Here is a 26768-nt window from a genome sequence, read left to right as displayed (position 1 = left end):
CCAGCTGCCCGCTTGTTGTAAGACACCCCTCCCCTCCCCCCTCCCCCCCGTCCCCCGCCAGGCCGGCCCCCCCCCCCCCCCCCCCCCCCCCCCCCCCCTCCGCCACCCCCCCCCCCCCCCCCCCCCCCCCCCCCCCCCCCCCGGACCGTCAGTGCCCGAGTTCGCAGCCCAGGTCGGCCAGCAGCAGGTTCGGGTCCTTCTGGGTGAAGTACGCGGCGCTGTCGACATAGACGGTGCCGTCGTGCACGGCCAGGGAGGTCGGGTTGGACAGCCCGTCGGCCTGCGTGAGGACTGCGGTGTGGGTGCCGTCGGGGTGCACCTCGGCGACCTCGTTGTCGCCGATCAGGGCCGCGAGGACGGTGTCGCCGGACGGCGTGGCGAACGTGAAGTCGTCGACGTGGTCGAGCCCGGTGGCCCGGGTCTCGACCGACCCCGAGGAGCCGTTCGCCCGCACGGGAATGCGCGACAGCGTCCCCCGGTCGCTGTTGGACACCCACACGGCGCCGCCGTGGATCTTGACGCCGTTGGCGCCGAAGCCCGCGCCGGTGACGGGGACCGGGGTGAGGGCGGTGTCCTTGGCCCACACGACCGGCGCGCCCCCGGACTGCGGAACCCGCCACACGACGCCCTGCACCGAGTCGGCGGCGTAGAGCACTCCGTGGCGTTCGTCGAGGGCGAGGCCGTTGGGCAGTGCGGTCGCGGGCAGTTGTGCGATCTGCTGGGGCGCGCCGCCGTCGGGGGCGATGCGCCAGATGCCGGTCTTGTCGGTGCCGGTGGCGTAGTCGACGTAGAGCGTGCCGTCGTGGGCGCGGGCGATGCCGAAGACGGTCGCGGCCTTCAGGTTGGGAGTGTTGGCGTTCGGCTCGTCGGGCAGGGTCGCGCGGATCGTCGTGTGCCCGTCCGGGGTGACGTGGGCGACCTGCCGGGCGGAGGCGAAGGTCAGGTCGGCGGAGCCGTCGGGCTCGACCGTGATGTTCTCCGGTGACTGTCCTGCCGCGAGGTCGAAGTGGGCGACGATGTGCGGCTGGGACAGGGTCGGTGTGCCGGCGGCCGCGGGCGACGCCGCTAACACGACGGCGGCGACGACGGCCGTGGCGGCGCCGGTCGCGAGTCTGAGACGACTGAGTCGGGGCATGAACCTCTCCTTGGACGGGGAACATGGGCCTCTCTCTTGGACGCGGGCAGGCCCCGGCGGGTTGAACTGATCCCGAAGGGAATTGACGTGACGCCAGGACGTCACGGCAGGCTCACCCGGCAAGAGGCAGCTCGGGCAGCCGCAGCGCCGTCCGCTCCCGATGCACCTCGAACTCGCCCAGCAGTTCGGCGAGTTGGTCCAGATGCCGGGTCGCGAGGCGGCCGGAGTCGTCCAGGTGGACGGCGCAGGCCGTGATCGTGTCCACGAGCCGTTCGAGGGTGGCGGCGATCTCGTCCGCGCCCTCCGAGTGCCGGGCGAGCGGGGGGAGTTCGGCGGCGGCGAGCGCGATGGCGGTACGGGCCTCGGCAAGGGTGCGGTAGGCCTCCCGGCGCAGCGCCCACCGCTCGGCGCGGTCGTCGGACCCGGCGAGGACGTGCACCAGATACGCGTGCGCGGCACTCCCGGCCGTGGCGAGCCGCCCCCGTACCCCGCCGCCGCGCTGCCCCGGCATCGGCAGATGCCCGACGACCAGCACGAGCGCGCAGGCCAGCAGGGTCTCGCCGATCCGGCTGAGGGACGCCTGCGGCTCGCCACCGGCCATGACCAGGGCGAGGACGAGGACGGTGACGACGGCGGTCAGCGCGGCGAAGTGCCGGGTGGCGACCGGCACGAGCGCCCCGCAGACCGCGACCAGCGCGATCAGCCCGGCCGGGCGGGGCAGCAGCGTGGCGAGCCCGGCGAACACCAGGGCGCCCAGCACGGTCCCGGCGGCCCGGCACAGCACGCGGGAGGCGAGCGGGCCGAGGTCGGGCTTGACGAGGAAGACGGCGGTGGCGGGCAGCCAGTACCAGTGCTGGTGCTGGCCGTACCAGCGGGTGTGGTGCAGCGCCTGGGCGATGGCGGCGCTGGCCCCGAAGCAGAGAGCGACCCGCAGCCCGTACTCGCGTCCGCCGGTGCCGAGCGCGGCGCGTACGGCGTGCCGCACGTCCCGGCGCCGGGCGAGTGGCCGGTGTGGTGCGTCCTCGGCCCGGTCGAAGGCTTCGGCCGCGCGCAGCAGGGCGTCGTCGAGGGCGCGCAGGGCGGGGGCCGACCGGTGGGGGGCGGGCAGCGGGCCGGTGCCGGTGTCGCCGCGGACGGCGTCGGCGAGCCGCCGTGGCCCTTCCGCCGTCCGCGGGGAGACGGGCTCCCCCGCCCAGAACAGCGCGGTGGCGGCCTCGGCGAGCGGGAGGGCGGCCAGGTACTGCGCATGCAGCCGGCGCTCGGCGGCGGAACTGGCGTACCGGCGCAGCCGGGGCCCGGTGAGGGCGTCCTGGGCGTGGTCGAGGGCGGAGGTGAGCGCGGCCCGCCGGGCGGTGGCGTGTTCACCGCCCACGGCGTCGAGGAGATCCGCGACGGCGTCGTACACATCGGCCACGGCCTCCCGCTCCCCGTCGAACCGGAAGTCCCCGGCGAGCGAACCGGGCGTGGGCAGGGCGAGCCGGAGCAGAAGCAGCCAGCCGGCCCCGGCGAGAAAGGCGAGGGCCCGCTGCCAGCCGCTCTCGGCCGCCGGCATCCCGGCGCCGATCGCGGCGCCGACGAGCAGTTGGGTTCCCGCGGCGGAGGCGACAGGCCCGACCGCGCTGATGCCACCCGCGACCAGCCCGAGCAGGGTGAGCGCCAGGGTCAACGGTACGGCGGCCAGCCCCTGCCCCGCATAGGTCCCCGCGAGAAGCCCGAGCGCCCCCGCGAGCGCGGGCACCCCGAGCCGCTTGACGGAGGCGCGTCGGCTGCCCGGCCGGTCGTTGATGCCGGCGAGCATCGCGGCGATGGCGGCGACGACGCCGGGGGCGGTGTGTCCCGTACCGACGCCGGCGAGCAGCAGCGGACCGGCGGCGAGCGCACCCCGGGTCACCGCGCTCCAGGGAACGGGACCACGCTGGGCGCGCAGGGCATGGGCGAGCCAGAGGGGTGCGGCGGGGCGGGACACGGGGCTCCTGTCGTACGGGGGCGGGGAGTTGCGTTGCCTTCGGACGACGGTGGCCGGGTGGGCTGTGCTTCCACGGTAGGGGGCGTTCTCGGTGCGAACGGGACACTCACGTTTCCGGCGCATGAAAGGTGGCCGGGTGGGCCGGATTCTTTATGAACGCAATGCGCCGGCGACGATCTCCTCGGCCTCGGTCACAGCGGCGACGAGGGACTCGGGTTCGGCCCGCAGCGCACCCACCACCGCGTCGATCCCCCGCAGCCCGGCCCGCTCCAGCAGCCGTTTCTCGTTCGTCACCCACTCGCCGCGGGCCGCGAGCACTCCGTGCGCGGCCTGGGCGGCGGCCGCCGCGATGGCGCCGGCGGTCTCCGTGAGGCGGCCGTGGGGGGTGTGGTTGGCCTTCGCGTAGGCGAGGGTGGCGCGGGCGGTGCCGTGCCAGCGCTCGGCGGCGGTGACGCGCAGCCTGGCCGGGTAGCCCGCCGGGCGGGGCAGGGTGCCTCGCAGCACCTGGTTGACGGCCAGCTCGGCCACGACCAGATAGGTGGGGATGCCGGCGAGATGGAAGAGCAGCGGCTCCACCCGGAACCGTCCCGCCTCCGCCTCCGCCAGCTCGTGCTCGACCACGTCCAGGTCCCGGTAGTGCACATCGACCCGGCGCCCGTCGACCGTCAGCCAGGCCCCGCCGTTGAAGACCCCGCCGCCCCACCCGCCGACCTCGGACACCTCGCCCGCCCAGCCGAGGGCGCGAAGGTCGTCCGGGTCGAAGCAGCCCCGGTAGTAGACGGCCAGGTCCCAGTCGCTGTCCGGGCGGTGGGTGCCCTGGGCGCGGGAACCGCCGAGGGCGACCGCCCGGACGGTGGGGAGGGCGGCGAGGCGGTCTGCGGTACGGGCGAGGAAGACGGGATCGGGAACCTGGGACGTGGGCATGGCCTCAGCCTGCCGCAGCCGTCACGGAGTCCGCTCCCGAAATTCCACCGGAGTTCCCGCGCGGCTTTCCGCTCGGCCTACCTGGTCACAGCCCGTTGTCAGTGGCACGCGTTATCAAGGAATCGTAACGCAGTGTGACGGCGGGGGAGGCAGTCGTGACGATCCAAGACGGCAGGGACAGGGACGCGAGCGGGCACGAGCAGGAGGGGGACGCCCCGGGGCAGCGGGAGGACCGGGCGGACGAGCCGCAGACGCGCACGCATGTGTCGATGGCGGGGCTGCGCGCTCGGGGATGGACACCGGGCATGGTCCGCCGACTGCTCGGCGAGCCTGATCTGCTGCGCAGCAACCCGCACTTCGACTCGGCACCGCGGACACGGCTGTACCGCCTCGATCGGGTCGAGACGGCCGAGCACAGCGAGGAGTTCCGGGCCGTTTCGGCGGTCGCGGCCCGCCGCTCCGCCGCGGCGCGGGCGGTCGCGCTGCGGCGGAGTCGGGAGGTGCTGGCGCGGATCGCCGCGGAGCCCATCGACGTGCCGCGTCTGGCAGCGCGCCGGCTCGCGGAGCTGGCGGTGGAACACCGCAACCGGCGGGACGGGGAGCGGGTGTACGAGCGGCGGAGGCAGGCGCCCGATCCCGTGACGGCGCATCCGGCCGATCCGCACGCACTCGACCGCTGGAAGGTCGACTACCTGCGCCATCGACTGACCCGGTACGACGAGCTCCTGGACGGTCTGCGCGGGAGCACGGGACGTGCCGCGGCCGAGGAACTGCTGCGCCGCCGGGTCTGCGCCGCCATCGCCGAGGCGTACCCGGACCTTGCACAGGAGTGCGAACGGCAAGCGGGTGAACGACAGTCGGGTCCTCCGGGCGCATGACAGGTCATGACGGAGATCCCGCAGCGAGGGGACGGCCTGCGCGGCTGTCCCTACGCTCCCGGCACATGAAGGATGATCAAGCCCTCCGGGTACACGAACGTCTGACGGCCTCCCCTCTCCTGCGCCCCGTCGCCTTCGGCGAGGGACGGCGGTTCGACCTCTGGGACCTGGCCTCGCTCACCGAGGGCGCCCTCGGCACGGCCTGTGACCCGGACTCGCTCACGGTGTCGGGCGAGAAGCGGTTGCGACGCGAACTGGGCTCGGCCGGGCGGGAGTACCGGCACCACGACGATTTCTCGAGGAGGTACTGGATCTGCTCGTCGGGCACGTCCGGGCGGAGAGTCGTCGGCACCGTCGCCGTCCACACCTGGCCGACGGGCGCGGACGCGCTCCGCGTCTCCTCGCTCCACGTCCATCCGGCAGCACGGCGCAGCGGTCTCGCCGGGGCGGTGCTGAACACGGTGTACGAAGCCTGCCGCGCCGCAGGGCTGCACGGATTCCGTCTGGACGCGTACTGGACCTGGCAGGAGGCCGTCCGCTACTACCTCAACCGCGGGCTGTGGGTGACCTCTTGGAAGCACGCCCTGGGATTTGCCAGGCTTTCGTTCCTGCCCACGTACGAAGTCAGGGAAGAGGGCGGCGAGCTGATTCTGTTCGTCGAGGGCGAACCACTGCTGGCCGCCGGTGACGACGGGCAGCGACTGCTTCTCCGGGAGACCGCCGGCTACCGGCGCGTCACCGGCAGACGTGAGCTGATGGGTGTGTACGCACGCTCCACGCTGGCTCTGCATCTCGCCGTCCGTGGGCGTCCGTTGGTACGCGGGGCGGAGGAGTGGGCCAGGGCGGGCTGGTCGTGCGACATCGGGGAGCCGGAGGGGCTGGCCTACAAGATCGGGGTTTTCGAACGCGTGGCCCGCGAGGACGGTTGGCGGGTGGAGAGCCCGTACGCCGACGCCTCCGCCGTCGGTGTCCCGTCGGCGGAGGCGCCCCGATAAGCGGAGGCGCCCCGATAATTCGGGTGCGGGCAGGACCGAGGGGACCGATCATCGGGAAGCGTCGAGAAGTCCAGTCCACTGCCGTCCCAGGAGAGCAGCTCTCGTGATCCAGCGCGTAACCGTTCCGGCCCTCTTCCCGCCGCCCCGCTATGCCCACGCCTCCGTCGTCGAGGCCGGGACGAAGCTGGCCTTCCTCGCCGGATCCGTGCCGCTCGACGAGAAGGGGGAGATCGTCGGCCCGGGGGATCCGGTGCGGCAGGCCGAGCAGGTGATCGCCAATCTCCGGGAGCAACTGGCCGCCGTCGGCAGCGACTTGGCGCACGTCGTCGCGACGGACGTGTACGTGGTGAGCGGCGAGACCTCGGTACTGTCCGCGGTGTGGGAGGTGGTGGAGGCCTCCGGGCTGAGCGTGGGTCCGCACTCGTCCACACTGCTCGGGGTCGCCTGCCTCGGCTACACCGGGCAGTTGGTGGAGATCACGGCCACGGCCGTGGTGCCGGAGCGCGAGGAGGAGGATCGGTGACGGACGAGGTCGTGCTGCGCCGGGCCGTGGCGGCGGACGCCCGTGCCGCCGCGGATGTGTATCTGCGGTCCTTCGACACCGCCCTGCCCACCGTCGTGCGGCCGCACACCGACGACGAGGTGCGGGAGTACATCCGGGATGTCGTGGTGCCGTTGCGGGAGACCTGGGTGGCGGAGGCGGCCGACGGCGGGATCGTCGGACTGATGGTGCTGAACGGGGAGTTGCTGTCGCAGCTGTACCTGGACCCGGAGTGGCGGGGCCGTGGGATCGGTGACCGGTTCGTGGCGCTGGCCAAGGAGCGCAGCCCGGGCGGGCTGAATCTGTGGACCTTCCAGGTCAACAAGCCCGCTCACCGCTTCTACGAGCGCCATGGTTTCGATGCGGTCGAGTTCACCGACGGCAGCGGGAATGAGGAACGGGAGCCGGACGTGCGGTACGTCTGGCGGCCCTGATCCAGGATCGCGGGCCGGGGGCCGGGACTCTCCGGGCTGCGGCTCCGGCTCCGGTTCCGGTTCCGCGCTCCGGCTCCGGCTCCGGGATCCCCGCTCCGGCTCCAGGTTCAGGTCCAGCTCCAGGGTCGCCGCGCTGCGGCTCCGGGGTCCGGGGTCCGGGTCCGAGATCCGGGTCCCGCCCCGATTCCGGATCATCGCACCTGCCGCCCCCACCTCCTCCCCTTGGGCAGCGGCCTGTCGTAGCTGCCCGCGCGGCTGGTGGTCAGGCCCAGGGCGACCAGGGACTCGGCGAGCTTGACCGCCGCCGCCACGCCGTCGACCACGGGGACGCCGAGCTTCTCCCCCACCGCCTGCTGCAGTCCGGTCATCCCGGCGCAGCCCAGGACCAGGACCTCGGCGCCCGCGTCCCGGGCCCGCTCGGCCGCCGTCAGGAACGCGGCCTCGGTGCGGCCCGGATCGCCGGCGAGATCGAGGACGCCGAGGCCGGTGCCGACGACGGCGGCGCAGTTCCGGGCCACGCCGGCCGTCTCCAGGCTGTCCTCGATCTGGCCGCAGGAGCGGTCGAGGGTGGTGACGACGCCGTAGCGGCGGCCGAGGAGGCAGGCGAGGTGGGCGGCGGCCTCGGTGATGTCCACCACCGGGACGTCCACCAACTCCCGTACGCCTTCCCGGCCGTGCTCGCCGAAGCCGGCCAGGACGACGGCGTCGTACGCGGGTCCGGCGTACGTCCGCAGGGTGTCGAGGACGGCGGCGGCGGAGAGATAGCTGTCCAGCCAGCCTTCGGCGGATGCCGGGCCCCAGGCGGGGGTCAGACCGCTCACCGTGGTGGCCGGGCCCGCGGCGGCCCGGGCGCCGCGGACGATCTCCTCGGTCATCTCCTGCGTGGTGTTGCAGTTGGTGACGATGATCCGCACGCCGGTCAGGCCTCCTGCGCCGTCGTCGCGCGCTCCCGGCGGGTCAGCAGGGCGTACAGGCCGGCGGCGAGTGCCGTGCCGATGAACCAGGAGTACGGCGCCACATCGCTGAAGCTCTTCACCAGCGCCACCACGGCGGCCACCGCGGCGGAGGGCAGGAACGCCCACAGCGCCGTCGGGTTGACGCCCTTGCGGTAGTGGTACGTGGTGCCCGGCCGGGCGTCGAACAGCGCGTCGACGTCGACCTTGCCGCGCTTCACCCAGTAGTAGTCGACCATGATCACACCGAACAGCGGGCCCAGGAAGGCGCCGAGGCCGCCGAGGAAGTAGTTGACGACGGTCGGGTTGGAGAAGAGGTTCCAGGGAGTGACGAGCAGCGCGGCCACCGTGCTGATCATGCCGCCTACCTTGAAGGTGATCTTCTGCGGCCAGACGTTGGCGAGGTCGTACGCCGGTGAGACGAAGTTGGCGACGATGTTGACGCCCATGGTGGCGACCGCGAACGTGAACGCGGCGATCACGAGCACCCAGGTGTTGCCGACCTTGGCGACCAGTTCCGCCGGGTCGGTGATGGCCTGTCCGAACGCCTTCAGCGAGCCGGCCGTGACGATCACCGACACCACGACGAAGGCCGTGGAGTTGATGGGCAGGCCCCAGAAGTTGCCGCGCCGGACGGTCCTGTAGTCGGGCGCGAAGCGGGAGAAGTCGCAGAAGTTGAGCATCAGCGTGCCGTAGGTGGCGAGGATGAGGCCGATCGCGCCGAACCACTGCCGCCACTGCTCTCCGGTGGACACGGGGTGCGGGGTGGAGGTGAGCGAGATGCTCCAGTGCGCCCTGGCCAGGACCCAGAGGGCGAGCGCGATCATCACCAGCCAGATCGCCGGACCGCAGAAGTCCTGGAACTTCCGCACGGCCTCCATGCCCTGGCTGATGATCAGCGCCTGGATCACCCAGAGCGAGACGAAGGAGATCCAGCCGAGCGCGTCCAGGCCGAGGAAGGAGTGGTGGGTCAGGGAGCCTAGGCCCGGCCAGGCCGCCAGCAGCATCACGTTGACGGCGACGGAGGCCAGATAGGTCTGGATGCCGTACCACATGATGGCGATCACGGCCCTGATCAGCGCGGGGATGTTGGCGCCCCAGACGCCGAAGCTGATCCGGCTGACCACCGGGAAGGGCACGCCGTGGCGCTGGCCGATCCTGCCCATCCAGTTCATGCCGCCGTAGATGAGCACGAAACCGACGAGCAGGGAGGTGAAGACCTGCCAGACGTTCATGCCGAGGACCAGCAGGCCGGCGGCGAAGGTGTAGTTGCCGAGGTTGTGGACGTCGGACATCCACATGGCGAAGAGGTCGAAGACCTTCCAGTTCCGCCGCTCGGCGGGGGCGAGGTCCTCGTTGACGAGGCGGGGGTCGGGGACGAACGCGGGTGCGCCGGTGGCTTCGGCGCGGTCGGCGAGGGACACGGGGCCTCCTGGACAGGGGGACGAAGGGGCCATACCGCAGGAACTCGGACGGACCATCGACAGGGGGATCGACGGTCGGCGCGTTTGGTATACCAAACTGCCGCCATGGTGCCGTCGTCAAGCGTTCGGACCGATGTCGTTGCCGTTACAGCCCCGTAAAAGTCCCCTCGCGTCGGCGAAGATGGGGCCATGACGAAGATCGAACCCCTGGGCGCGGTGCGCGAGCGCGTCCTGGCGAGCCTGCGGGAGGACATCATCGCCGGGCGCCTCGGCCCCGGTGACCGGCTCGTCGAACGGGAGCTCGCCGAGCGGTTCGGGGTCTCCCGGGTGCCGGTGCGGGAGGCGATCCGTGCGCTGGTCGCCGAGGGCTTCGTCCTCTTCGAGTCGGCCCGCCGCACGGTGGTACGCCGGCTGAATCCGACCGACGTCAGAGAACTCTTCGAGCTGCGCGAGGCGTTGGAGGTGTACGCGGCGGGGCTGGCGGCGTCCCGGGTGACCCCCGAGGCCCTGGCGGAGCTGCGGGACCTGCTCGACCAGGCGGCGCGGGCGACGAAGGAGCGCGACGCCGAGGCGATCACGGACATCAACACGCGCTTCCACGACCGCATCCGTGCCCTGGCCGGCAACAGCCTGCTGATCTCGGTCATGGAGCCGGTCGACGGCCGTCTGCGCTGGCTCACCCGGCGGAACGAGGAGTGGCCCCAACTCCTCACCGAACACCGCGAGTTGTACGAGGCGATCGCCTCCGGGGACCCCGACCGCGCCCGCGCCCACGCACTCGACCACGTCCGCGCCAACTACCGCTCGACGGTACGGCACCTGTTCGGAACCGATCCCACCGACGCTGACTGAAGAACCACTGCGGGCGGCACAGGGGCCGCCGTGCGCTGCCGTGCGCTTGTGACGGGCGGCTGTCGGCTCCCGAGGGCGGCTGCCGAAGGTCGTTACCGAAGGTCGTTACCGCAGGCCGGCCGTCTCCGCCGCCGAGCGCAGTACCTCGCGGAGCATCTCCGCGGTGAGCCGGCCGGTGAAGGTGTTGCGCTGGCTGACATGGAAGCAGCCGAAGAGGTCCAGGTCGTCGAGCGCGACCCGGGTGCCGTGGGCGAAGGCCGGGCGGGGCCTGGGCACGGTCCAGCCCGCCTCGCTGAACGCGGGGAGCGCGGCCTGCCAGCCGAAGGCACCGAGCACGACCGCGGCCCTCAGTGTCGGGCGCAGCAGCCTCAGCTCCTGGACCAGCCAGGGGCGGCAGGTGTCCCGCTCGCCGGGAGTCGGCTTGTTGGCGGGCGGGGCGCAGTGCACGGGCGCGGTGACACGGACGCCGTACAGCTCCAGCCCGTCGTCGGCGCTGACGGACGTGGGCTGCGAGGCGAGCCCCTCGTCGTACAGCGCCTGGTAGAGCACGTCTCCGGAGCGGTCGCCGGTGAACATCCGGCCGGTGCGGTTGCCGCCGTGCGCGGCGGGGGCCAGCCCGATGATCGCCAGCCGTGCGTCGGGCGGGCCGAAGCCGGGCACCGGCCGCCCCCAGTACGTCCAGTCGGCGAACGCGGCCCGTTTCGTCCGGGCCACCTCCTCGCGCCATTCGACCAACCGAGGACAGGCCCTGCAGTCCGCGACCCGCCGGTCGAGCCGGGCGAGGGCGCTGCTGTCGTCCATACGGCCACCGTATGCCCCACCGGCTCTCATGCACGCGGCGCCCAGGGCCGGGACGGGAACAGCGCGGCCGGCTGCAGGAGGGTCGGTCGGGCTCGACGACGTGACGGACGTACGGAGGGCGTCCGTCTCGCCGGTGAGCGCGCGGGGGCTACGGCACCAGCGAGGCAGCGAAAATCGCCTCCGGCTCGGGCGGCCCGGGGAGTTAGGGTCGGGGCATGGCTTCCGAGGATGCGGACGAGAACGTGAACCGTGGGACCGGCGGACCGGACGGGCCCCGCCCCGCCGAGGACGCCCAGGACTCACAGGACACCCGCGGGTCCGGTGCCTCCACCGAGCAGCCGGTCGATCCGAAGATCGCCGCCGCGGTGGCCGCCGCCGAGGCCGCGGGGCCGGGCAAGGGCGAGACGGTCCGGATCGACAGCTGGATCTGGGCCGTGCGTCTGATCAAGACGCGTTCCCTGGGCGCCACCGCCTGCCGGGGTGGCCACGTCCATGTGAACGGCGAGCGGGTGAAGCCCGCCTACTCCGTACGCGTCGGCGACGAGGTGCGCCTGCGGCACGAGGGCCGGGAACGGATCGTGATCGTCAAGCGCCTGATCCGCAAGCGGGTCGGCGCTCCCGTGGCCGCCCAGTGCTACATCGACAACTCCCCTCCGCCTCCGCCCCGCGAGGCCATCGCCCCCGCGGGCCTTCGCGACCGCGGCACCGGCCGCCCCACCAAGCGCGACCGCCGCGAGATGGAGCGCCTCCGCGGCCTAGCGGACCCGGGCCTTCCGGGCGGCTCCGGCGCCTTCGGCGCCGCCGCAGCCCCCGGCGGCTTCGCCGGACTCGGCGGCCCGGGTGGGTCCGGAGGCCGAGGTGGGTCCGGGTCGGGCGGCCGCGGCGGGTCCGGTGGGCGTGCTGGATCCGGTGGGTCGGGCAGGTCCAGTGGGTCCGGCAGGCGTGGTGGATCCGGATCCGGCGGGACCGGTGGGCATCGCCGGGCACGGTGACCCGAAAGCGGCACCCCACAGGAACCGGTCCGCGCCGCCGAGCAGAACCCTCACCCGACCGACATGGACCGAATCCACAGGACCCACGAGCGCTCCCCCGCAACGGTGACCCGAACTCGGCACCCCACAGGAACCGGTCCGCGCCGCCGAGCAGAACCCTCACCCGACCGGCATGGATCCGGATCCCGCGGGGCCGACGGGCGTCGCCGTGGACGGTGATCCGAAGGCGGTACCCCATCGGCGCCACGGCGCCGTCGGCCGGCCCCCGGTGGCCCGGTCGGCGGCGTCGGTGCCGCGCGCCCGGGTCACCGCCGCCGCAGCAACCCCAGCAGCTCCCGGTTGTGCCCGCGCCGGGCCCAGGCGATCAGGGCGAGCGGGACCATCAGGATCAGCGGGGTCGCCGCGTTCTCGCCGTCGAAGACCGTGAGCTGGACGATGAACGCACCCACCATCAGCGCGCTGAGCGCGATCGCCGCCACGGACTGCAGTACGGGGATCAACAGCGCAACGGCTCCGGCGAGTTCGAGCGCGCCGATGGTGTACATGGCCCCGCTGCCCCAGCCGATCTTGTCGAAGGACTGGACGGCCGAGGGGTGCGCGATGAGCTTGGGCAGCGCGCTCGCGATGCCGTAGAACAGCGCGAGCAGCACCTGCACGGTCCGCAGTGCGACCCGGGCCGCACGCCTCCGGCCGCTGAGGGAGCCGGTGGAGGTGGCGGAAGGGGTGCCGGCGACGGGAGCGGTGGTCTCGGACATGAGGGTCTCCTGGGGAAGCGGTGCCGATTGCTTTCACCGAGGTAGACCGGACAGGGTCCGGGAACTCATCGCTCTCAGGCCGCCCGGTGCGACCGAGTGCCCGCTATGCCTTCGGCACCGCCCGCACCCATGTGCGGTCCGGTGTCAGATACGTGTCCACCTCCAGTCCCGCTTCCTCCAGTGCCGAATCGAACTGCTCCTTGGTCAGCGGCCGGGCCAGGAACGTCTGGGTCCAGTGCGCGTCCGGGAAGTCGTACTCGACGTGGACCGAGTTCGCTCCGTTGCCTACCGGCTCCGAGGAGACGACCCGTACGGTGAAGCCGCTCGGGTCGGCCCGCTCCCTGGGCACGTTCGTGTGGTAGTCCTCGCCCTCCCGCTGGATGAGCACGTAGCCGTCCTTCGCCACATACCGGGCGCAGGTGCGCAGCAGGCCTCGGCGCACCTCCTCGTCACCGGCGTGCACGAGGAACGACGCGAGCATCACCACGTCGAACGTCTCGCCGCCCAGGTCCAGTTGCTCGATGGGGCCGCATATCGTGCGCGCCCCGCGGATCCGGCTCAGCATGTCGGCGGACTCGTCCACCGCCGTGACCGTGAAGCCGCGCTGGAGCAGGGGGTGGGTCATCCGGCCCACTCCGCTGCCCAGCTCCAGGATGTGCGCCCCGGCCGGTACGGCCGCGGCGATGATGTCCGGCTCGTCGCCCACCGGCAGCCGCTCGTACAGCTCGACCGCGCAGCCGTCCGGGGTGATCGCACCGGGTCCCGTGCCCTCGTATCCCTCACGCATTTCGACCGTCATGCCCGAACAACGGGCCGCCCTCGCACGGCCGTTCCCGTCCGCCCGCAGTTCACCCGTTCGAGTTACTCCGCCCTGTTCGGCCCGGCTCCGCGTGGTCCGGCGCCATTCGCCCTGTCCGGCGTGGCCCACGCTGTCCGGCGTGTCCACGCTGTCAGGCCGGAAACGGAAACCAGCCGCGCCCGATGTACCAGTGGCCGCCTGCCCTCAGATGGTCCCCCACGGCCCGCTCCACGGACGTGCGGGCGGGCAGCACCGCGGCCGGCAGGCCGGGGTCACCGAAGACGAACTGGACGGGTTCGGTGTCGGCCGGCTCGGTGTCCACGCGGACGGTGCGGAACCGGTCCTGGAAGCGGACGATGTTGGAGTCGGCCGGCAGGTACCGCTTCAACTGCGGGTCGAGCAGCCAGGAGTGGCACAGTGCGGCCACCGGCCGCTCCTCGGGGAAGTGCACGGCGAAGAATTCGCGGGCCCACGCGAGCGAGCGGTCGCAGGCGGACGGGGTCAGCGGGCCGTGGAAGTCGGGGATGTGCAGGTTCAGGCAGGGTGTGCCGGGGACGGCAGCCAGTCCGGCCGCCGCGAGCACCGGTGCCGAGCGCTGCCCGAGCCGCGCCCGCTCGAACTGGAGCCGGCCCAACTGGTACAGCTCGCCGCGGAAGTGGCGGACGAGCCAGCGCCGCGCATGCACGCCGGTCGTACCGTGCCGTCTGCGGTGCACGGCCATCTGACGGCCCAGATCGGCCAGCGTGCGCCGGGAGACCTCGGGCGGGATGCCGCGTTCCCGGTGGCGGGCGAGGGTGTGCGGGGCCGCGGCGACGAAGACGTACACCGAGAAGACGCCGGTCAGCTCGGCCGGCACCGCGTCGAGGAGTGCGGCGAGCTCGGGTGTGCGGCCGGTCTCCTCCGGGTCGCGGAACAGCTCCTCGACGCATTCCTCCAGGAGTCTCAGCACTCCCGGGTCACCGGTCACCCGGCGCCGCCCGGCCACCACATGGTTGATGTCCTCGTGCGGCACGGCCAGGTCGAGGAGCAGTTCGGGCAGGTCGTCGGCGTCCGGCAGCAAGGGATCCCCCTTCGACGAGCGACGGTCGAGCGCCGTTGGTGTACGTCGTCACCGGAGAGTACGTTGCAAGCAGGAGTGGTGTTCCGATGCGTACGGGCAGTGAACCGGCGACCGCGCGCAGTGCCCTGCGGGCGCGGTTCTGGCTGTCCGTGTGGGGGCTGGTCTGGGCGACCTTCGGCACGGTGGCGTTCGCGCTCGTCGGGCGCCCCGGCTGGGCGGTGGCCTGCGGGGTGCTGTGGCTGGTGGTCACCGTCGACATGGCCATGATCGTCAGGCACATCCGGCAGGGCCCCCACTATCAGCCGGGCCGTGATGTGCCGCCGTACCGGCCGCCGGACAGCGGACCGCCGTTCCCGGGCCCACCGAGGCACCGGCACCCGTGACCGACCCGGCACGGCACGGTCGGCTCGCTCCCTCGGCCGTCGAAGGGTCAGTCGCCGAACGGTCAGTCGCCAGCGGTCAGTCGTCGAAGTGTGCCGCCTTCAGGTACTGCGGGTTCGGGTCCAGCGCGGCCGCGAGACGGAAATGGCGTTTGGCCTGGTCGGGGCGGCCCTGGCGTTCGTAGGTGCGGGCCAGGGCGAAGTGCGCGAACGCGTTGTCCGGCTCGCGCTCCAGCACGATCGTGAACTCCAGCTCAGCGGGCCGCAGTTGTGCCGCGGCGAAGAACGCACGCGCGCGCAGCAGCCGGGCCGCGGTGTTCTCCGGGTGCGCGGCGATGACTGGGTCGAGCAGCTTCACCGCACCTCGCGGGTCCCGTGAGTTGAGCAGATGCTCGGCTGCACGGAAGTCGATGACATGCGTCTCCGGCGTACGTCCGGTGGAACCGCTGGTCTCGGGCACGGCAGAGTCCTTCCCTCACTGCACCGTTTCAACGCCCGCGGAACGGCCGCTATTCCTGCGCTACTCCGCGGTACCTTCGCGTGCCCGCCGTACGAGGTCCTCCCACACCTCGGCAACACGCTTGTGCAGCGCGTCCAGCGGGACGTCGTTGTCGATCACGATGTCCGCGATCTGTCTGCGCTGCTCGCGGGTCGCCTGCGCGGCCATACGCGCGCGTGCGTCCTCCTCGGTCATCCCGCGCAGCCGGACCAACCGGTCGAGCTGGGTCTCGGTGCTCGCGTCCACGACGATCACGAGGTCGTACAGCGGCGCCAGGCCGTTCTCGGTGAGGAGGGGGACGTCGTGGACCACCACGGCGTCGGCGGCCGCGGCCTCCTCCAGTTCGCGGGAGCGGGCCCCCACCAGGGGGTGCACGATCGAGTTGAGGACGGCGAGCTTCGCGGGGTCTGCGAAGACGATCGAGCCCAGTCTGGGCCGGTCCAGGCTGCCGTCCGCGGTGAGCACGTCCTCGCCGAAGGCCTCGACCACGGCGGCGAGGCCGGGGGTGCCCGGCGCCACGACCTCGCGCGCGATGCGGTCCGCGTCGATCAGCACGGCTCCGTGCTCCACGAGCAGCCGTGACACCTCGCTCTTGCCGGCGCCGATCCCACCGGTCAGGCCCACCTTCAGCATGACCGGAAGCTTAGGCCCTGCCACTGACAGCGGGCCCGGCGGAGGTCAGTTCTCGCCCTCCCGCTCCGCCAGGAACCGCTCGAACTCGCGCCCGATCTCGTCGGCGGACGGGATGTCCACCGGCTCGGCGAGCATGTTGCCCCGGGTCTCGGCGCCCGCGGCGGCGTCGTACTGGTGCTCCAGGCCCTGGACGAGCGCGGTGAGTTCCTCGTCGCCCTCCTGGATCTGCCGGTCGATCTCCGTCTGGGTGCGGTACGCATCCGTGCGCAGCGAGTGCGCGACGCCCGGGAGGACCAGTCCGGTGGCGGCCGTGATGGCCTCCAGGACGGTCAGGGCGGCGTCCGGGTACGGCGAGCGGGCGATGTAGTGCGGGACGTGCGCGGCGACGCCCAGGACGTCGTGCCCGGCCTGCATCAGGCGGTACTCCACCAGCGACTCGGCGCTGCCGGGCACCTGCGCCTCCTCGAAGGGGCTGCGGTGGCCCGGGACGAGGTCGGTGCGGTTGCCGTGCGGGGTGAGATCCACCGGGCGGGTGTGCGGGACGCCCATGGGGATGCCGTGGAAGTTCACGGAGAGGCGGACGCCGAGCCGCTCCACGATCTGCCGTACGGCCGCCGCGAACCGCTCCCACTCCACGTCCGGCTCGGGCCCGGAGAGCAGCAGGAAGGGGGCACCCGTGGTGTCCTGGACGAGGCGGACCTCGATGGCCGGGACCTCGTAGTCGGTCCAGCGGTCCCGCTTGAAGGTCAGCAGGGGCCGGCGGGCCCGGTAGTCCACGAGCCGGTCGTGGTCGAAACGGGCGACGAGCTGGTGGGGCAGTGAGTCGAGCAGCCGGTCGACGATCTGGTCTCCGGTCTCGCCCGCGTCGATGTATCCGTCGAAGTGGTAGAGCATGACAAGGCCGGCCGACTCCTGGGCGAGCGCCATGTCGACAACGGCGAGGCCCTTCGGCTCCCATGCGTACAAACCCTGCGGATCAAGCACTGTGACCGCTCCTCCTCGTGTTCCTCAGGGTCAACGCCCCCTGGAACGCGGTCATTCCCGCGACACGCCGCTGATCAGCGATCACACGGACGGCAAGCCATGCCGAACCCGCACGCGAGGAACAACGGACAGGCCACCCGCAGAACAACGGCGGCCACCCAAGAACGCCTGAGGGGCCGCACCTCGAAAGGTACGGCCCCTCAGAGCCGGCTATCGGCTAAGCCCAGCGGCTAGCGTTCAGCTCTGGCCACCGGCGAGCTTCTCGCGCAGCGCGGCCAGCGCCTCGTCCGAGGCCAGTGCACCGGAGGTGTCGGCGCCCTCGGAGGAGTACGAACCGCCGGTCGCGGCCGGAGCGGCGGCCTCGCCACCACCCTCGGCGGCAGCGGCGGCGTCCGCCTCGCGGGACTTGATGACCTGCTGCTGGTGCTGCTCGAAGCGGGCCTGCGCCTCGGCGTACTGGCGCTCCCACTCCTCGCGCTGCTTCTCGTAGCCCGGCAGCCAGTCGTTGGTCTCCGGGTCGAAGCCCTCGGGGTAGATGTAGTTGCCCTGGTCGTCGTAGGACGCGGCCATGCCGTACAGGGTCGGGTCGAACTCGACCTCCTCCGGGTGGGCACCGAAGGACTCGTTGGCCTGCTTCAGCGAGAGGCTGATGCGGCGACGCTCGAGGTCGATGTCGATGACCTTGACGAAGATCTCGTCGTTGACCTGGACGACCTGCTCCGGGATCTCCACGTGGCGCTCGGCCAGCTCGGAGATGTGGACCAGACCCTCGATGCCCTCGTCCACGCGGACGAACGCACCGAACGGAACCAGCTTCGTGACCTTACCGGGCACGACCTGGCCGATCTGGTGGGTGCGGGCGAACTGCTGCCACGGGTCTTCCTGGGTCGCCTTCAGCGACAGGGAGACGCGCTCGCGGTCCATGTCGACGTCGAGAACCTCGACGGTGACCTCCTGGCCGACCTCGACGACCTCGGACGGGTGGTCGATGTGCTTCCAGGACAGCTCGGAGACGTGGACCAGACCGTCGACGCCACCCAGGTCCACGAAGGCACCGAAGTTGACGATCGAGGAGACCACACCGGAGCGGACCTGACCCTTCTGGAGGGTCGTGAGGAACGTCTGGCGGACCTCGGACTGGGTCTGCTCGAGCCAGGCACGGCGGGACAGGACCACGTTGTTGCGGTTCTTGTCCAGCTCGATGATCTTCGCCTCGAGCTCCTTGCCGACGTACGGCTGGAGGTCGCGGACGCGGCGCATCTCGACCAGGGAGGCCGGGAGGAAGCCGCGGAGGCCGATGTCGAGGATGAGACCACCCTTGACGACCTCGATGACGGTACCGGTGACGATGCCGTCCTCTTCCTTGATCTTCTCGATGGTGCCCCAGGCACGCTCGTACTGGGCGCGCTTCTTCGAGAGGATCAGGCGGCCTTCCTTGTCCTCCTTCTGGAGGACCAGGGCCTCGATCTCGTCGCCGACTGCCACGACCTCGTTCGGGTCGACGTCGTGCTTGATCGAGAGCTCGCGGCTCGGGATGACACCTTCGGTCTTGTAACCGATGTCGAGCAGGACCTCGTCCCGGTCGACCTTCACGATGACGCCGTCGACGATGTCGCCGTCGTTGAAGTACTTGATCGTCTCGTCGATCGCTGCGAGGAAGGCTTCCTCGTTACCGATGTCGTTGACCGCTACCTGCGGGGTGGTGGCGGTGGTCTCGGTGCTGCTCGTCATGTGGGAAAGGGCTCCGGTACGGACATTGAAGTCGTAGGTACTGCTTACGCCGGGAGCCCGTTTCGCTCTGCAGAAGCCGGACAGCCAAGGAAGCGCCACCAAATGGACACCGGGTGCCCGGTGGCGCCTCGAGAACCGAGGGGACATACAACAGATGCGAGCGCAGCCTGCTACGTCTGAGGTGCGCAGGCCCGCAGCGCAACTTGTAGCATACGGGGGCAGCCGGGCAGGGTCAATGCGCGAAGGCGCACACCCGGGGCGGATCGCCGCATAACCGGCAGAAGAATCGTCCCTTGAGGCCAGGCAGGCCTGTGGGACCGCCTCGTGTCGGACCCTGGCGGGTTGGACGGAAGAGTACGACGAGGGAGCCGATCATCCAAGAGTCGGAAGCGCACGAGCCCGAGGGATCCGAGGCGTTCGAGCCGGAGGCGACACGCCGTGACGCCGGTGTCACGGAGAGCGCACGGGCCAACCGGGGCTGGTGGGACCGCAACGCGGACGAGTACCAGGTCGAGCACGGCACGTTCCTCGGCGACGACCGCTTCGTGTGGGGTCCGGAGGGCCTGGACGAGGTGGAGGCCGAGCTGCTCGGCCCGCCGGAGGAGCTGAAGGGCAAGGAGGTCCTGGAGATCGGCGCGGGCGCGGCGCAGTGCGCGCGCTGGCTGGCCGCGCAGGGGGCCCGCCCGGTGGCCCTGGACCTCTCGCACCGCCAGCTGCAGCACGCGCTGCGCATCGGCGGATCGTTTCCGCTGGTCTGTGCCGACGCCGGCGCGCTGCCCTTCGCGGACGGCTCCTTCGATCTGGCCTGCTCCGCGTACGGGGCGCTGCCCTTCGTCGCCGACCCGCGGCTGGTGCTGCGCGAGGTGCACCGGGTGCTGCGGCCGGGCGGCCGGTTCGTCTTCTCGGTGACGCATCCGATCCGCTGGGCGTTCCCGGACGAGCCGGGCCCCGAGGGTCTGTCCGTGTCGTCCTCCTACTTCGACCGCACGCCCTACGTGGAGCAGGACGAGCAGGGCCGCGCGGTCTACGTCGAGCACCACAGGACGCTCGGCGACCGGGTCCGGGACGTCGTGGCCTCCGGTTTCCGCCTGGTGGACCTGGTGGAGCCGGAGTGGCCGACCTGGAACACCGCGGAGTGGGGCGGCTGGTCCCCGCTGCGGGGCCATCTGATCCCGGGGACGGCGATCTTCGTGTGCGAGCGGGACTAGGCGCTCCGCGGGAAGAGCCGCGTGTGGCTGACGCACGCGCGCGTGAAGGGTGTTCTGGGCGGCGTACGACACTGGGGGGCGTGATCCGTTACGACGCCCTGGACGCGCTGCCCGTGCGCTCGGCTCTGCCCGCCCTGACCGAGGCCCTGGCGGACGGCGGCACCGCCGTGCTCGTCGCGCCGCCCGGCACCGGCAAGACGACTCTGGTGCCGCTCGTGCTGGCGGGGCTGGTCGGGGGCGGGCCCGCGCGGCGGGTCGTGGTGGCCGAACCGCGCCGGATCGCGGCACGGGCGGCGGCCCGGCGGATGGCGTGGCTGCTGGGCGAGAGGCCGGGCGAGAGCGTCGGCTTCACGGTGCGCGGCGAGCGCGTCGCGGGGCGGCACACGCGCGTGGAGGTCGTGACGACCGGTGTGCTGCTGCAGCGACTGCAGCGCGATCAGGAGCTGGCCGGCGTCGACGTCGTCGTGCTGGACGAGTGCCACGAGCGGCATCTGGACGCCGACACGGTGGCCGCGTTCCTGTGGGACGTACGGCAGACCCTGCGACCTGAGCTGCGGCTGTTGGCCGCGTCGGCGACGACCGACGCCGAGGGCTGGGCGCGGCTGCTGGGCGGGGCGCCCGTGGTCGTGGCGGCGGGCACCGCGCATCCGGTGGAGGTCGTGTGGGCGCCTCCGGTGCGTCCGGTACGGCCGCCGCACGGGATGCGGGTCGATCCGGCGCTGCTGGCGCATGTGGCGTCGGTGGTGCGGCGGGCGCTGGCCGAGCGGGACGGGGATGTGCTGTGCTTCCTGCCCGGTGTGGGGGAGATCGCGCGCGTAGCCGGGCAACTGGGCGATGTGGGGGACGTCGACGTGCTCCAGGTGCACGGGCGGGCGCCGACCGCCGTGCAGGACGCGGTGCTGTCGCCCGCGGGGCGGCGCCGGGTGGTGCTGGCGACCTCGGTGGCGGAGTCCTCGCTGACGGTGCCCGGGGTGCGGGTGGTGGTGGACTCGGGGCTGGCGCGGGAGCCGCGGGTGGACCACGCGCGTGGGCTGAGCGGGCTGACGACGGTACGGGCGTCGCGGGCGGCCGGGCGGCAGCGGGCGGGGCGGGCCGGACGGGAGGCGCCGGGGGCGGTGTACCGGTGCTGGTCCGAGGCCGAGGACGGGCGTCTGCCGGCGTTTCCGGCGCCGGAGATCAAGGTGGCCGACCTGACCGCGTTCGCCTTGCAGGCGGCTTGCTGGGGCGATCCGGACGCCACCGGTCTTGCGTTGCTCGATCCTCCGCCGGGCGGGGCGATGGCGGCCGCGCGCTCCGCGTTGGCAGCCGTGAGGGCGGTGGACTCCGCCGGCAGGGCCACGGAGGTCGGTGTGCGGCTGGCTCGGCTGGGGGTGCACCCTCGGCTGGGGCGGGCGTTGTCGGACACCGCTGGTGAGGGTGCGGAGGTTGTCGCGCTGCTCTCTGAAGAAGTGCCGCGGGATTACGGGGATGATCTCGCCGGTGCGTTGCGTCGTGCTCGACGTGGGAGTGACGCCTACGCTGCGCGGTGGGCCGCGGAGGTACGGCGGCTGCGGGCCGTCTCGGAGGAGTTTTCCCACCCACCCGCGCGTCCCTGTCGGTCAGAAGGCGCCCTGGAGGTCGGGCCGGGCGCCGGTGATGAGCGGCTCGCCGGGGTCGTCGCCGCTCTCGCGTTTCCCGAGCGGGTTGCCAAGCTCGACGGTGGGTCGTATCTCATGGCTTCCGGGACTCGCGCCGAGTTGGTGGAGGGGTCCGCGCTGCGGGGTGCTCCGTGGATCGTCGTTGCCGTCGCCGATCGGCCTTCCGGGAAGGGGCACGCACGCGTGCTGCTCGGGGCCGCCCTTCACCAGGACGTGGCGCTCGCCGCCGCCGGGGCGCTGCTCGCCGAGAGCGACGAGGTGCACTGGAGCGACGGCGACGTCGTAGCCCGGCGAGTCGAACGGCTCGGCGCCATCGAGCTGGCCGTACGGCCGCTGCCCGACGCCGACCCGGCGCTCGTACGCGCCGCCCTGCTCGAAGGGCTGCGGCAGGAAGGGCTCGGGGTACTGCGGTGGACGCCCGACGCCGAGTCGCTTCGGCAGCGGCTGGCGTTCCTGCGGGCGCAGCTCGGGGAGCCCTGGCCGGAGGTGTCCGACGACGCGCTGCACACGCGCGTGGACGACTGGCTGGAGCCGGAGCTGAGCCGGGCCCGGCGGCGGGCCGATCTCGGCCGGATCGACGCCGGGCAGGCGCTGACGCGGTTGCTGCCGTGGGCGAGCGGGGAAGCGGCACGGCTGGACGAGCTGGCACCCGAGCGGATCACCGTGCCGAGTGGGTCCAGGATTCGGATCGACTATCGGGATCCGGAGCGGCCCGTGCTCGCCGTGAAGCTGCAGGAGATGTTCGGGCTGCGCGAGACGCCGGCCGTCGCTGGGGTGCCGCTGCTCGTGCATCTGCTCTCCCCCGCCGGGCGGCCCGCCGCCGTCACGGCCGACCTCGCCTCCTTCTGGAGGGACGGCTACCGGGGCGTACGGGCCGAGCTGCGCGGACGGTATCCGAAGCATCCGTGGCCCGAGGACCCGGCGACCGCCGAGCCCACCCGGCACACCAACGCGCGGCTCAGGCGCTGACCGGTTCGGGTTCGGCCGGCTGGGTGGGTGCCGGGTCCCGAGGGCGGCGGGCCCGGGCCTCCAGGCAGAGGGACAGGGCCAGGAGGAGGACTCCCGCGGCCAGGGAGCCCCAGGGGACGTACGAGGTGAGCGTCAGCACCAGGGTGCGGTTGTGCTCGACCAGGGCGACCGTGTGCTCGATGTAGTCCTCGCGCATCTTCACGTCCCCGGCGAACGCCGTGACCCTGTCCCGGCCGCCGAGCAGGGTGCCGCCGCGCAGTTCCTCCTTGTGGAGTTCCTCGCCGTAGACGGGTGCGCCGGTGACGGGTTCGACCCAGAACCTGCGGACCGTGCTGTACCAGCGGGTGGTTCCGGTCCTGGCGACCGATTCCGGTGTGATGCCCTGGACGGGCATGGTCTTCGGCATCGGGACCTTGGTCCAGGGGATGGTCTGCTCGAAGTAGTAGACCTTCAGGCCGCGGAAGGTCCGGGTGCCCTTGTAGTGGATGGGGCTGGTGGTGCGGGTCTGGGCGTCGAAGTACTCGTAGTCGCGTTTCTGTGTCAGGAAGGGCCACTTGAACTCGATGCCCCGGCGGGTGACGGGGTCGCCGTCGACCATCTCCCCGGTGGCGTGCACGGGGTCCTGGCTGTGGGCGTCGAAGATGTACCGCTCGGGAACCTTGGAGACCATCTTGCCGTCGGGGCCCTGGACGTAGGAGAGGCCGTCCCAGACCACGACCGGCCGGCCCGCCGTCTTCTCGATCCTCTTCGCGGCCGCCACGTCGCCCTTGAGGGTCTGCACGATGGTGACCTTGGAGACCTTCCTCGCGCGCATGGTGCCGTAGTCCAGGAGGGTGGCGCCCTTGGCCTCCAGGACCATGTCCTGGTACTGGTTCGCGGGGATCCTGGCCAGGCGCGGGAAGGCGTACCAGCGCATGAGCGGGGACAGCGCCGCGCAGAAGACGGCGCAGGCGAGCAGGACCAGGCTTGCCTTGCGGCGCATGGAAGGCCTCCCTCCCGGACGGGCGCGGCTACGGGTGCGAAGGCACCGTCGTCAGCAGCGGCTTGGGGGATGTCCGGCCCGTTGGCGTACCCATGGCGGTCATCGCCAGGACCAGGACGAGCGCGAGGGCCAGACCGGTCGCGGCGGCTAGCAGGGCGCGCATACGGGCCTCCCGGCGGACGGTCGTGTCCCCATGAATTCCTGATGGTTCGTCAGGTTCGGCACCGTAGCAACGGGCGGGTGAGATGAGAACAGCGGTGCACGCACGAACGAGGGCGCCCTCCCCGCCGGTGTGGAGAGGGCGCCCTCGCGTGATGCCGGTCGTACTCAGGAAGAGGCGGACGGGCTCGGGGACGGGCTCGGCGCGGAGTCGGCGGCGGCGACCTTCAGTTCGACGGTGAGCGTCGCTCCACCGGCGGTGGTGATGCGGAGCAGGAAGGTGCCGGTGGTGTCGTCCGCGTACAGCTTCGGCAGGGTCAGCAGGCCCTTGTCGTCCGTCTGGAGGCCGGCGAGGGTGCGTACGGGCTTGCCGTCGGCGTCCTTGAAGTACGGGCCCTTGTCGTTCTCGGTGGCGTCGGTGTCGGACTTGATCAGGGTGGCGGTGGCCGCGACCTTGTCCGCGACGGCGCCCTTGTACGTCGCCTTCACCTGGACCTGGTCGGCGAACTCGCCGCCCGGGGTGCAGGTCAGCGGGGTGTCGCTGGTGCGGGCCAGGGTGTCTGCGGCGCGCTCGGTGACGGTGGCCGAGTAGCCGAGGCCCGTGACCGTGCGGCCCACGACGGTGGCCATGACCTTGAAGTCGCCGGTCTTCTCGCCCGCCTGGAGGGCCGGTGCGAGGGCGACGCCCTTGGCGTCGGTGGCGACCGTGGCCACGGTCTCGCCGCCGGCGAAGGTGGCGTCGGTGTCCCCGGTGATGGTGAACCGGATCCTGACCCTGGCGACGGCCTTGCCGGCCTTGGTCTCGGCGCGGGTGCCGATCTGGTCGGTGAAGGCGTGTCCGGCCATCGCGGTGAGCTTGGCGGTGCCCGCGTCCTGCAGATGGTCCACGGTGTCGGTGGGGGTCTGCGGGGGCTTCGGCGGGACGGGCGGCTTCGGCGGGGTCGGGCTGGGGCTCCCGTTCCCGCGGCCGGGCGTGCTGGGCTTCGGGTCGGGCTTGGTCTTCGGCGCCTTCGAGTGCTTCGGGGACTTGGCGCGCGGGGTGCCGTCGTCACTGCGGTGGGTGGGCACGCTGCCGGTCCCGTCGGGCACGGAGTGGGTGCCCTTGCGGTAGTACTCCAGCCACGACAGGACGGTGTTCAGGTAGTCCTGCGAGTTGTTGTAGCCGAGGATCGCGCTGTGCAGGTTCTCCTCGCGCGACAGGTCCCAGCCGTTGCGGCACAGGTAGTGGCCGGCGGCGAGGGCGGCGTCGTAGACGTTGTTGGGGTCCTTCTTGCCGTCGCCGTTGCCGTCGCGGCCGGCCCAGGCCCAGGTCGACGGGATGAACTGCATGGGGCCGACGGCCTGGTCGTACTCGGTGTTGCCGTCGTAGACACCGTGGTCGGTGTCCTTGATGAGCGCGAAGCCGTTGCCGTCGAGCGCCGGGCCCAGGATCCGGCCGATCGTGGTGCCGTCGGCGTCGACCCGGCCGCCGCGGGCCTGGCCCGACTCGACCTTGCCGATCGCGGCGAGCAGCTGCCAGGGCAGGTTGCAGCCGGGCTTGGCGGACCGCAGTTCGGCCTCGGCCTTCTTGTAGGCGTCGAGGACCGTCGCCGGGATGCCGGCCTCGGCATCACCCTGGGCGACGGGGGTGCCGGTGGCGCTCGGCGAGGGGCTGGGGTTGGGGCTGTTGAGCGGCGGCAGGTCCGTGTAGTACGGCGAGTTGCCGGTGGCGTTGCCGTCGGAGGTCGCGTCGGGTACGGGGGCGGAGGAGCCGGCCGTCGCCTGTCTGCCGTGGTCCTCGCCGGGCATTCCCGGAGCCTGGGACGCGGACAGAGCCGCGACCGCCGCCGCGGCCACGGCGGTGGTCGCCGCCCCCTTGCGCAGCCGCCTTCCGAAATGCGCCGCCATCGAGTGAACCCCTCCCATGGACTGCGTGAGTCCGTCTCCGTCTGTCTGCCTCGCACTGGTGTGACGGTTGACCCCGTGTTCCGGTTGCCCCTGTGGCGTCCTTCCATCTGTGCGACGTGTGTTCGACTGCATGCCCGGCCGGGCGCGCCGCAGGTGACCCTACGACAACTTGCTTGACGTGGGGACCCGTTCCCGCCCGTTTTCACCGGTTGGCCAACTCCTGTTGTCGCGTACGCCCCGTAAGGGGGTAACGGTGAAGCTCAGCCATGCAGCGGCCCTTCGTCTGCTGGGGGCGCGCCGGTGGGCTCATGGGCACGCCGGAGAAGCCGTGGGATCTGTTGCCCGCCCTGTGGCTTCGATGGGCGTCGGGCTGGTCCTGTACGCCGTGGCGGTCAGGGGCTGGTGTCGGGGCCCGGTTCCGGACGGTCCTGGGGGTCTCGGTGATCCAGGTGATCCCGATGGGATGACCGGTGCGGGCCGGGGGCGGCCGGTCGGTCGGTGAGGGACGCGACGAAGACGGTGAGGGTGCGCCGGGGGCGCGGTCTCGGGATCGCGGTGAGCGCGAGGGCGAAATAGCCACGGGCCAGGTCGGCCCACTGGCGCCAGTCGGGGGCGCGGTCCACGGGGACGGTCAGACCGATGAGTCCGTACCGGAGGTTCGTGGCGGCCCTGCGGACGGTAGCGCTCAGCTCGACGGGGATGCGGGCGGTGCTTGCGTCGGCCGCGAGGGCCGGGACCGGCGAGGCGGGCATGGCCTGCGCCGAGGCGGCGTCCGCCCAGGCCCGGGTGTCTGCCTCGGGCGTCCGGCGGTGAAGCATGCGTATACCCATGCCCGCAGTTTTGCGGCTGTGGAGGTGGGGGGCGTTTTGACAGGGGCCACGTGAGTGACGGGGACCTCCGTAGGTTGGGCCGACGTGCTCTGTGTGGGTGGCGGGCTCCTGTGCTGGTGGGGGCGGCAGGGGCGCGGGTTGCGGTGGGTTCGGCACCGCCGGGTTGGGCAGGGGTGCGGGTCGGACCGGGGCGTGGTGCGGGCCGGGGCCGTCTCGCAGCGCCGCTGGGGGGGCGGAGGGGGGGGGGGGGGGGAAAAAACCCCCCCCCCCCCCCCCCCCCCAAACCCAACCCCCACGTATCTCCACCCCCCCCCCCTCACCCCCCCCCCCCCCAACACCCCCCCCCACTCCAGGGCGGGA

Annotated in this window: 26 protein-coding genes; 9 read left to right on the top strand and 17 right to left on the bottom strand. The window is 72.3% G+C overall.

Annotation, left to right across the window (positions count from 1 at the left end):
- Positions 1–148: 148 nt before the first annotated feature.
- The 3 genes from ACZ418_RS27195 to ACZ418_RS27185 form a co-directional block, all read right to left on the bottom strand.
- The gene (locus tag ACZ418_RS27195; protein ID WP_468367810.1) at positions 149–1135 is read right to left on the bottom strand and encodes an SMP-30/gluconolactonase/LRE family protein; all 987 of its coding nucleotides are present in this window, start codon (positions 1133–1135) and stop codon (positions 149–151) included.
- Between the two features lie 112 nt (positions 1136–1247).
- Positions 1248–3101: an FUSC family protein gene (locus ACZ418_RS27190; RefSeq protein ID WP_468367807.1), complete on the bottom strand. Its 1854-nt coding sequence runs from the start codon at positions 3099–3101 to the stop codon at positions 1248–1250.
- Positions 3102–3251: 150 nt separating this feature from the next.
- Positions 3252–4025: a nucleotidyltransferase domain-containing protein gene (locus ACZ418_RS27185; protein ID WP_468367805.1), complete on the bottom strand. Its 774-nt coding sequence runs from the start codon at positions 4023–4025 to the stop codon at positions 3252–3254.
- A 155-nt stretch (positions 4026–4180) separates the two neighbouring features.
- On the opposite strand from ACZ418_RS27185, the gene ACZ418_RS27180 reads away from it, so the two are divergent.
- The 4 genes from ACZ418_RS27180 to ACZ418_RS27165 all read left to right on the top strand — a co-directional run bounded on the left by ACZ418_RS27180 (position 4181) and on the right by ACZ418_RS27165 (position 6873).
- Positions 4181–4903 carry a hypothetical protein gene (locus tag ACZ418_RS27180; protein WP_468367802.1) on the top strand — a complete coding sequence of 241 codons (723 nt, stop codon included), beginning with the start codon at positions 4181–4183 and terminating at the stop codon, positions 4901–4903.
- A 65-nt stretch (positions 4904–4968) separates the two neighbouring features.
- Positions 4969–5898, top strand: coding sequence for a GNAT family N-acetyltransferase (locus ACZ418_RS27175; RefSeq protein ID WP_468367799.1), 930 nt, complete (start codon positions 4969–4971; stop codon positions 5896–5898).
- A gap of 103 nt (positions 5899–6001) precedes the next feature.
- Positions 6002–6421 carry a RidA family protein gene (locus tag ACZ418_RS27170; protein WP_468367796.1) on the top strand — a complete coding sequence of 140 codons (420 nt, stop codon included), beginning with the start codon at positions 6002–6004 and terminating at the stop codon, positions 6419–6421.
- A complete protein-coding gene (locus tag ACZ418_RS27165; RefSeq protein ID WP_468367793.1) occupies positions 6418–6873 on the top strand; it encodes a GNAT family N-acetyltransferase in 456 nt (151 codons plus the stop codon). The genes ACZ418_RS27170 and ACZ418_RS27165 overlap by 4 nt, the downstream gene beginning before the upstream one ends.
- Positions 6874–7064: 191 nt before the next feature.
- Here the strand turns inward: ACZ418_RS27165 and ACZ418_RS27160 are convergent, their stop codons facing one another.
- Both ACZ418_RS27160 and ACZ418_RS27155 read right to left on the bottom strand, forming a co-directional pair.
- Positions 7065–7787: an aspartate/glutamate racemase family protein gene (locus tag ACZ418_RS27160; protein WP_468367790.1), complete on the bottom strand. Its 723-nt coding sequence runs from the start codon at positions 7785–7787 to the stop codon at positions 7065–7067.
- A gap of 5 nt (positions 7788–7792) precedes the next feature.
- Complete coding sequence (locus ACZ418_RS27155) at positions 7793–9250, bottom strand: NCS1 family nucleobase:cation symporter-1 (protein ID WP_468367787.1); 1458 nt, start codon at positions 9248–9250, stop codon at positions 7793–7795.
- Between the two features lie 189 nt (positions 9251–9439).
- On the opposite strand from ACZ418_RS27155, the gene ACZ418_RS27150 reads away from it, so the two are divergent.
- Positions 9440–10102, top strand: a complete 663-nt coding sequence (locus tag ACZ418_RS27150) for a GntR family transcriptional regulator (RefSeq protein WP_468367784.1) — start codon at positions 9440–9442, stop codon at positions 10100–10102.
- 105 nt (positions 10103–10207) lie between these two features.
- Here the strand turns inward: ACZ418_RS27150 and ACZ418_RS27145 are convergent, their stop codons facing one another.
- Positions 10208–10903 (bottom strand): uracil-DNA glycosylase, encoded by a 696-nt coding sequence (locus ACZ418_RS27145; protein WP_468367782.1) that lies wholly within the window; start codon positions 10901–10903, stop codon positions 10208–10210.
- 215 nt (positions 10904–11118) lie between these two features.
- Here ACZ418_RS27145 and ACZ418_RS27140 point away from each other — a divergent pair, with 215 nt between their 5' ends.
- Positions 11119–11895 (top strand): RNA-binding S4 domain-containing protein, encoded by a 777-nt coding sequence (locus ACZ418_RS27140; RefSeq protein WP_468367779.1) that lies wholly within the window; start codon positions 11119–11121, stop codon positions 11893–11895.
- Between the two features lie 305 nt (positions 11896–12200).
- On the opposite strand, the gene ACZ418_RS27135 is transcribed toward ACZ418_RS27140, so the two are convergent.
- From ACZ418_RS27135 to ACZ418_RS27125, 3 genes are all read right to left on the bottom strand, one after another.
- On the bottom strand, positions 12201–12650 hold the full coding sequence (locus tag ACZ418_RS27135; RefSeq protein WP_468367776.1) for a DoxX family protein: 450 nt from the start codon (positions 12648–12650) through the stop codon (positions 12201–12203).
- A 103-nt stretch (positions 12651–12753) separates the two neighbouring features.
- A complete protein-coding gene (locus tag ACZ418_RS27130; protein WP_468367773.1) occupies positions 12754–13449 on the bottom strand; it encodes a class I SAM-dependent methyltransferase in 696 nt (231 codons plus the stop codon).
- Positions 13450–13600: 151 nt separating this feature from the next.
- Positions 13601–14509, bottom strand: a complete 909-nt coding sequence (locus tag ACZ418_RS27125) for an acyltransferase domain-containing protein (protein WP_468367771.1) — start codon at positions 14507–14509, stop codon at positions 13601–13603.
- A gap of 86 nt (positions 14510–14595) precedes the next feature.
- Here ACZ418_RS27125 and ACZ418_RS27120 point away from each other — a divergent pair, with 86 nt between their 5' ends.
- The gene (locus tag ACZ418_RS27120) at positions 14596–14892 is read left to right on the top strand and encodes a DUF6343 family protein (RefSeq protein ID WP_468367768.1); all 297 of its coding nucleotides are present in this window, start codon (positions 14596–14598) and stop codon (positions 14890–14892) included.
- 76 nt (positions 14893–14968) lie between these two features.
- On the opposite strand, the gene ACZ418_RS27115 is transcribed toward ACZ418_RS27120, so the two are convergent.
- From ACZ418_RS27115 to rpsA, 4 genes are all read right to left on the bottom strand, one after another.
- Complete coding sequence (locus ACZ418_RS27115) at positions 14969–15349, bottom strand: tetratricopeptide repeat protein (RefSeq protein WP_468367766.1); 381 nt, start codon at positions 15347–15349, stop codon at positions 14969–14971.
- A gap of 60 nt (positions 15350–15409) precedes the next feature.
- Positions 15410–16021, bottom strand: a complete 612-nt coding sequence (gene coaE / locus ACZ418_RS27110; RefSeq protein ID WP_468367764.1) for a dephospho-CoA kinase — start codon at positions 16019–16021, stop codon at positions 15410–15412.
- Positions 16022–16066: 45 nt separating this feature from the next.
- Positions 16067–17005, bottom strand: coding sequence for a PAC2 family protein (locus tag ACZ418_RS27105; RefSeq protein ID WP_468367763.1), 939 nt, complete (start codon positions 17003–17005; stop codon positions 16067–16069).
- A gap of 237 nt (positions 17006–17242) precedes the next feature.
- Positions 17243–18736, bottom strand: coding sequence for a 30S ribosomal protein S1 (gene rpsA / locus ACZ418_RS27100; protein ID WP_055707059.1), 1494 nt, complete (start codon positions 18734–18736; stop codon positions 17243–17245).
- A gap of 311 nt (positions 18737–19047) precedes the next feature.
- Here rpsA and ACZ418_RS27095 point away from each other — a divergent pair, with 311 nt between their 5' ends.
- Positions 19048–19944, top strand: a complete 897-nt coding sequence (locus ACZ418_RS27095) for a class I SAM-dependent methyltransferase (protein WP_468367761.1) — start codon at positions 19048–19050, stop codon at positions 19942–19944.
- Between the two features lie 80 nt (positions 19945–20024).
- Positions 20025–22550 (top strand): ATP-dependent helicase HrpB, encoded by a 2526-nt coding sequence (gene hrpB, locus ACZ418_RS27090; protein WP_468367758.1) that lies wholly within the window; start codon positions 20025–20027, stop codon positions 22548–22550.
- Here the strand turns inward: hrpB and pgfA are convergent.
- The 4 genes from pgfA to ACZ418_RS27070 form a co-directional block, all read right to left on the bottom strand.
- Positions 22540–23532: a cell envelope lipid trafficking protein PgfA gene (gene pgfA / locus ACZ418_RS27085; protein WP_468367755.1), complete on the bottom strand. Its 993-nt coding sequence runs from the start codon at positions 23530–23532 to the stop codon at positions 22540–22542. The genes hrpB and pgfA overlap by 11 nt on opposite strands.
- A 28-nt stretch (positions 23533–23560) precedes the next feature.
- Complete coding sequence (locus ACZ418_RS27080) at positions 23561–23695, bottom strand: SPW_0924 family protein (RefSeq protein WP_468367752.1); 135 nt, start codon at positions 23693–23695, stop codon at positions 23561–23563.
- A gap of 164 nt (positions 23696–23859) precedes the next feature.
- Positions 23860–25578, bottom strand: a complete 1719-nt coding sequence (locus tag ACZ418_RS27075) for a lytic transglycosylase domain-containing protein (RefSeq protein ID WP_468367749.1) — start codon at positions 25576–25578, stop codon at positions 23860–23862.
- Between the two features lie 392 nt (positions 25579–25970).
- Positions 25971–26408, bottom strand: coding sequence for a hypothetical protein (locus ACZ418_RS27070; RefSeq protein ID WP_468367746.1), 438 nt, complete (start codon positions 26406–26408; stop codon positions 25971–25973).
- Between the last annotated feature and the right edge of the window lie 360 nt (positions 26409–26768).

This window comes from Streptomyces sp. NPDC030820, assembly GCF_055572075.1.
The sequence above is the reverse complement of the archived record's forward strand: the minus strand, read 5'-3'. Positions and strand labels throughout refer to the sequence as shown.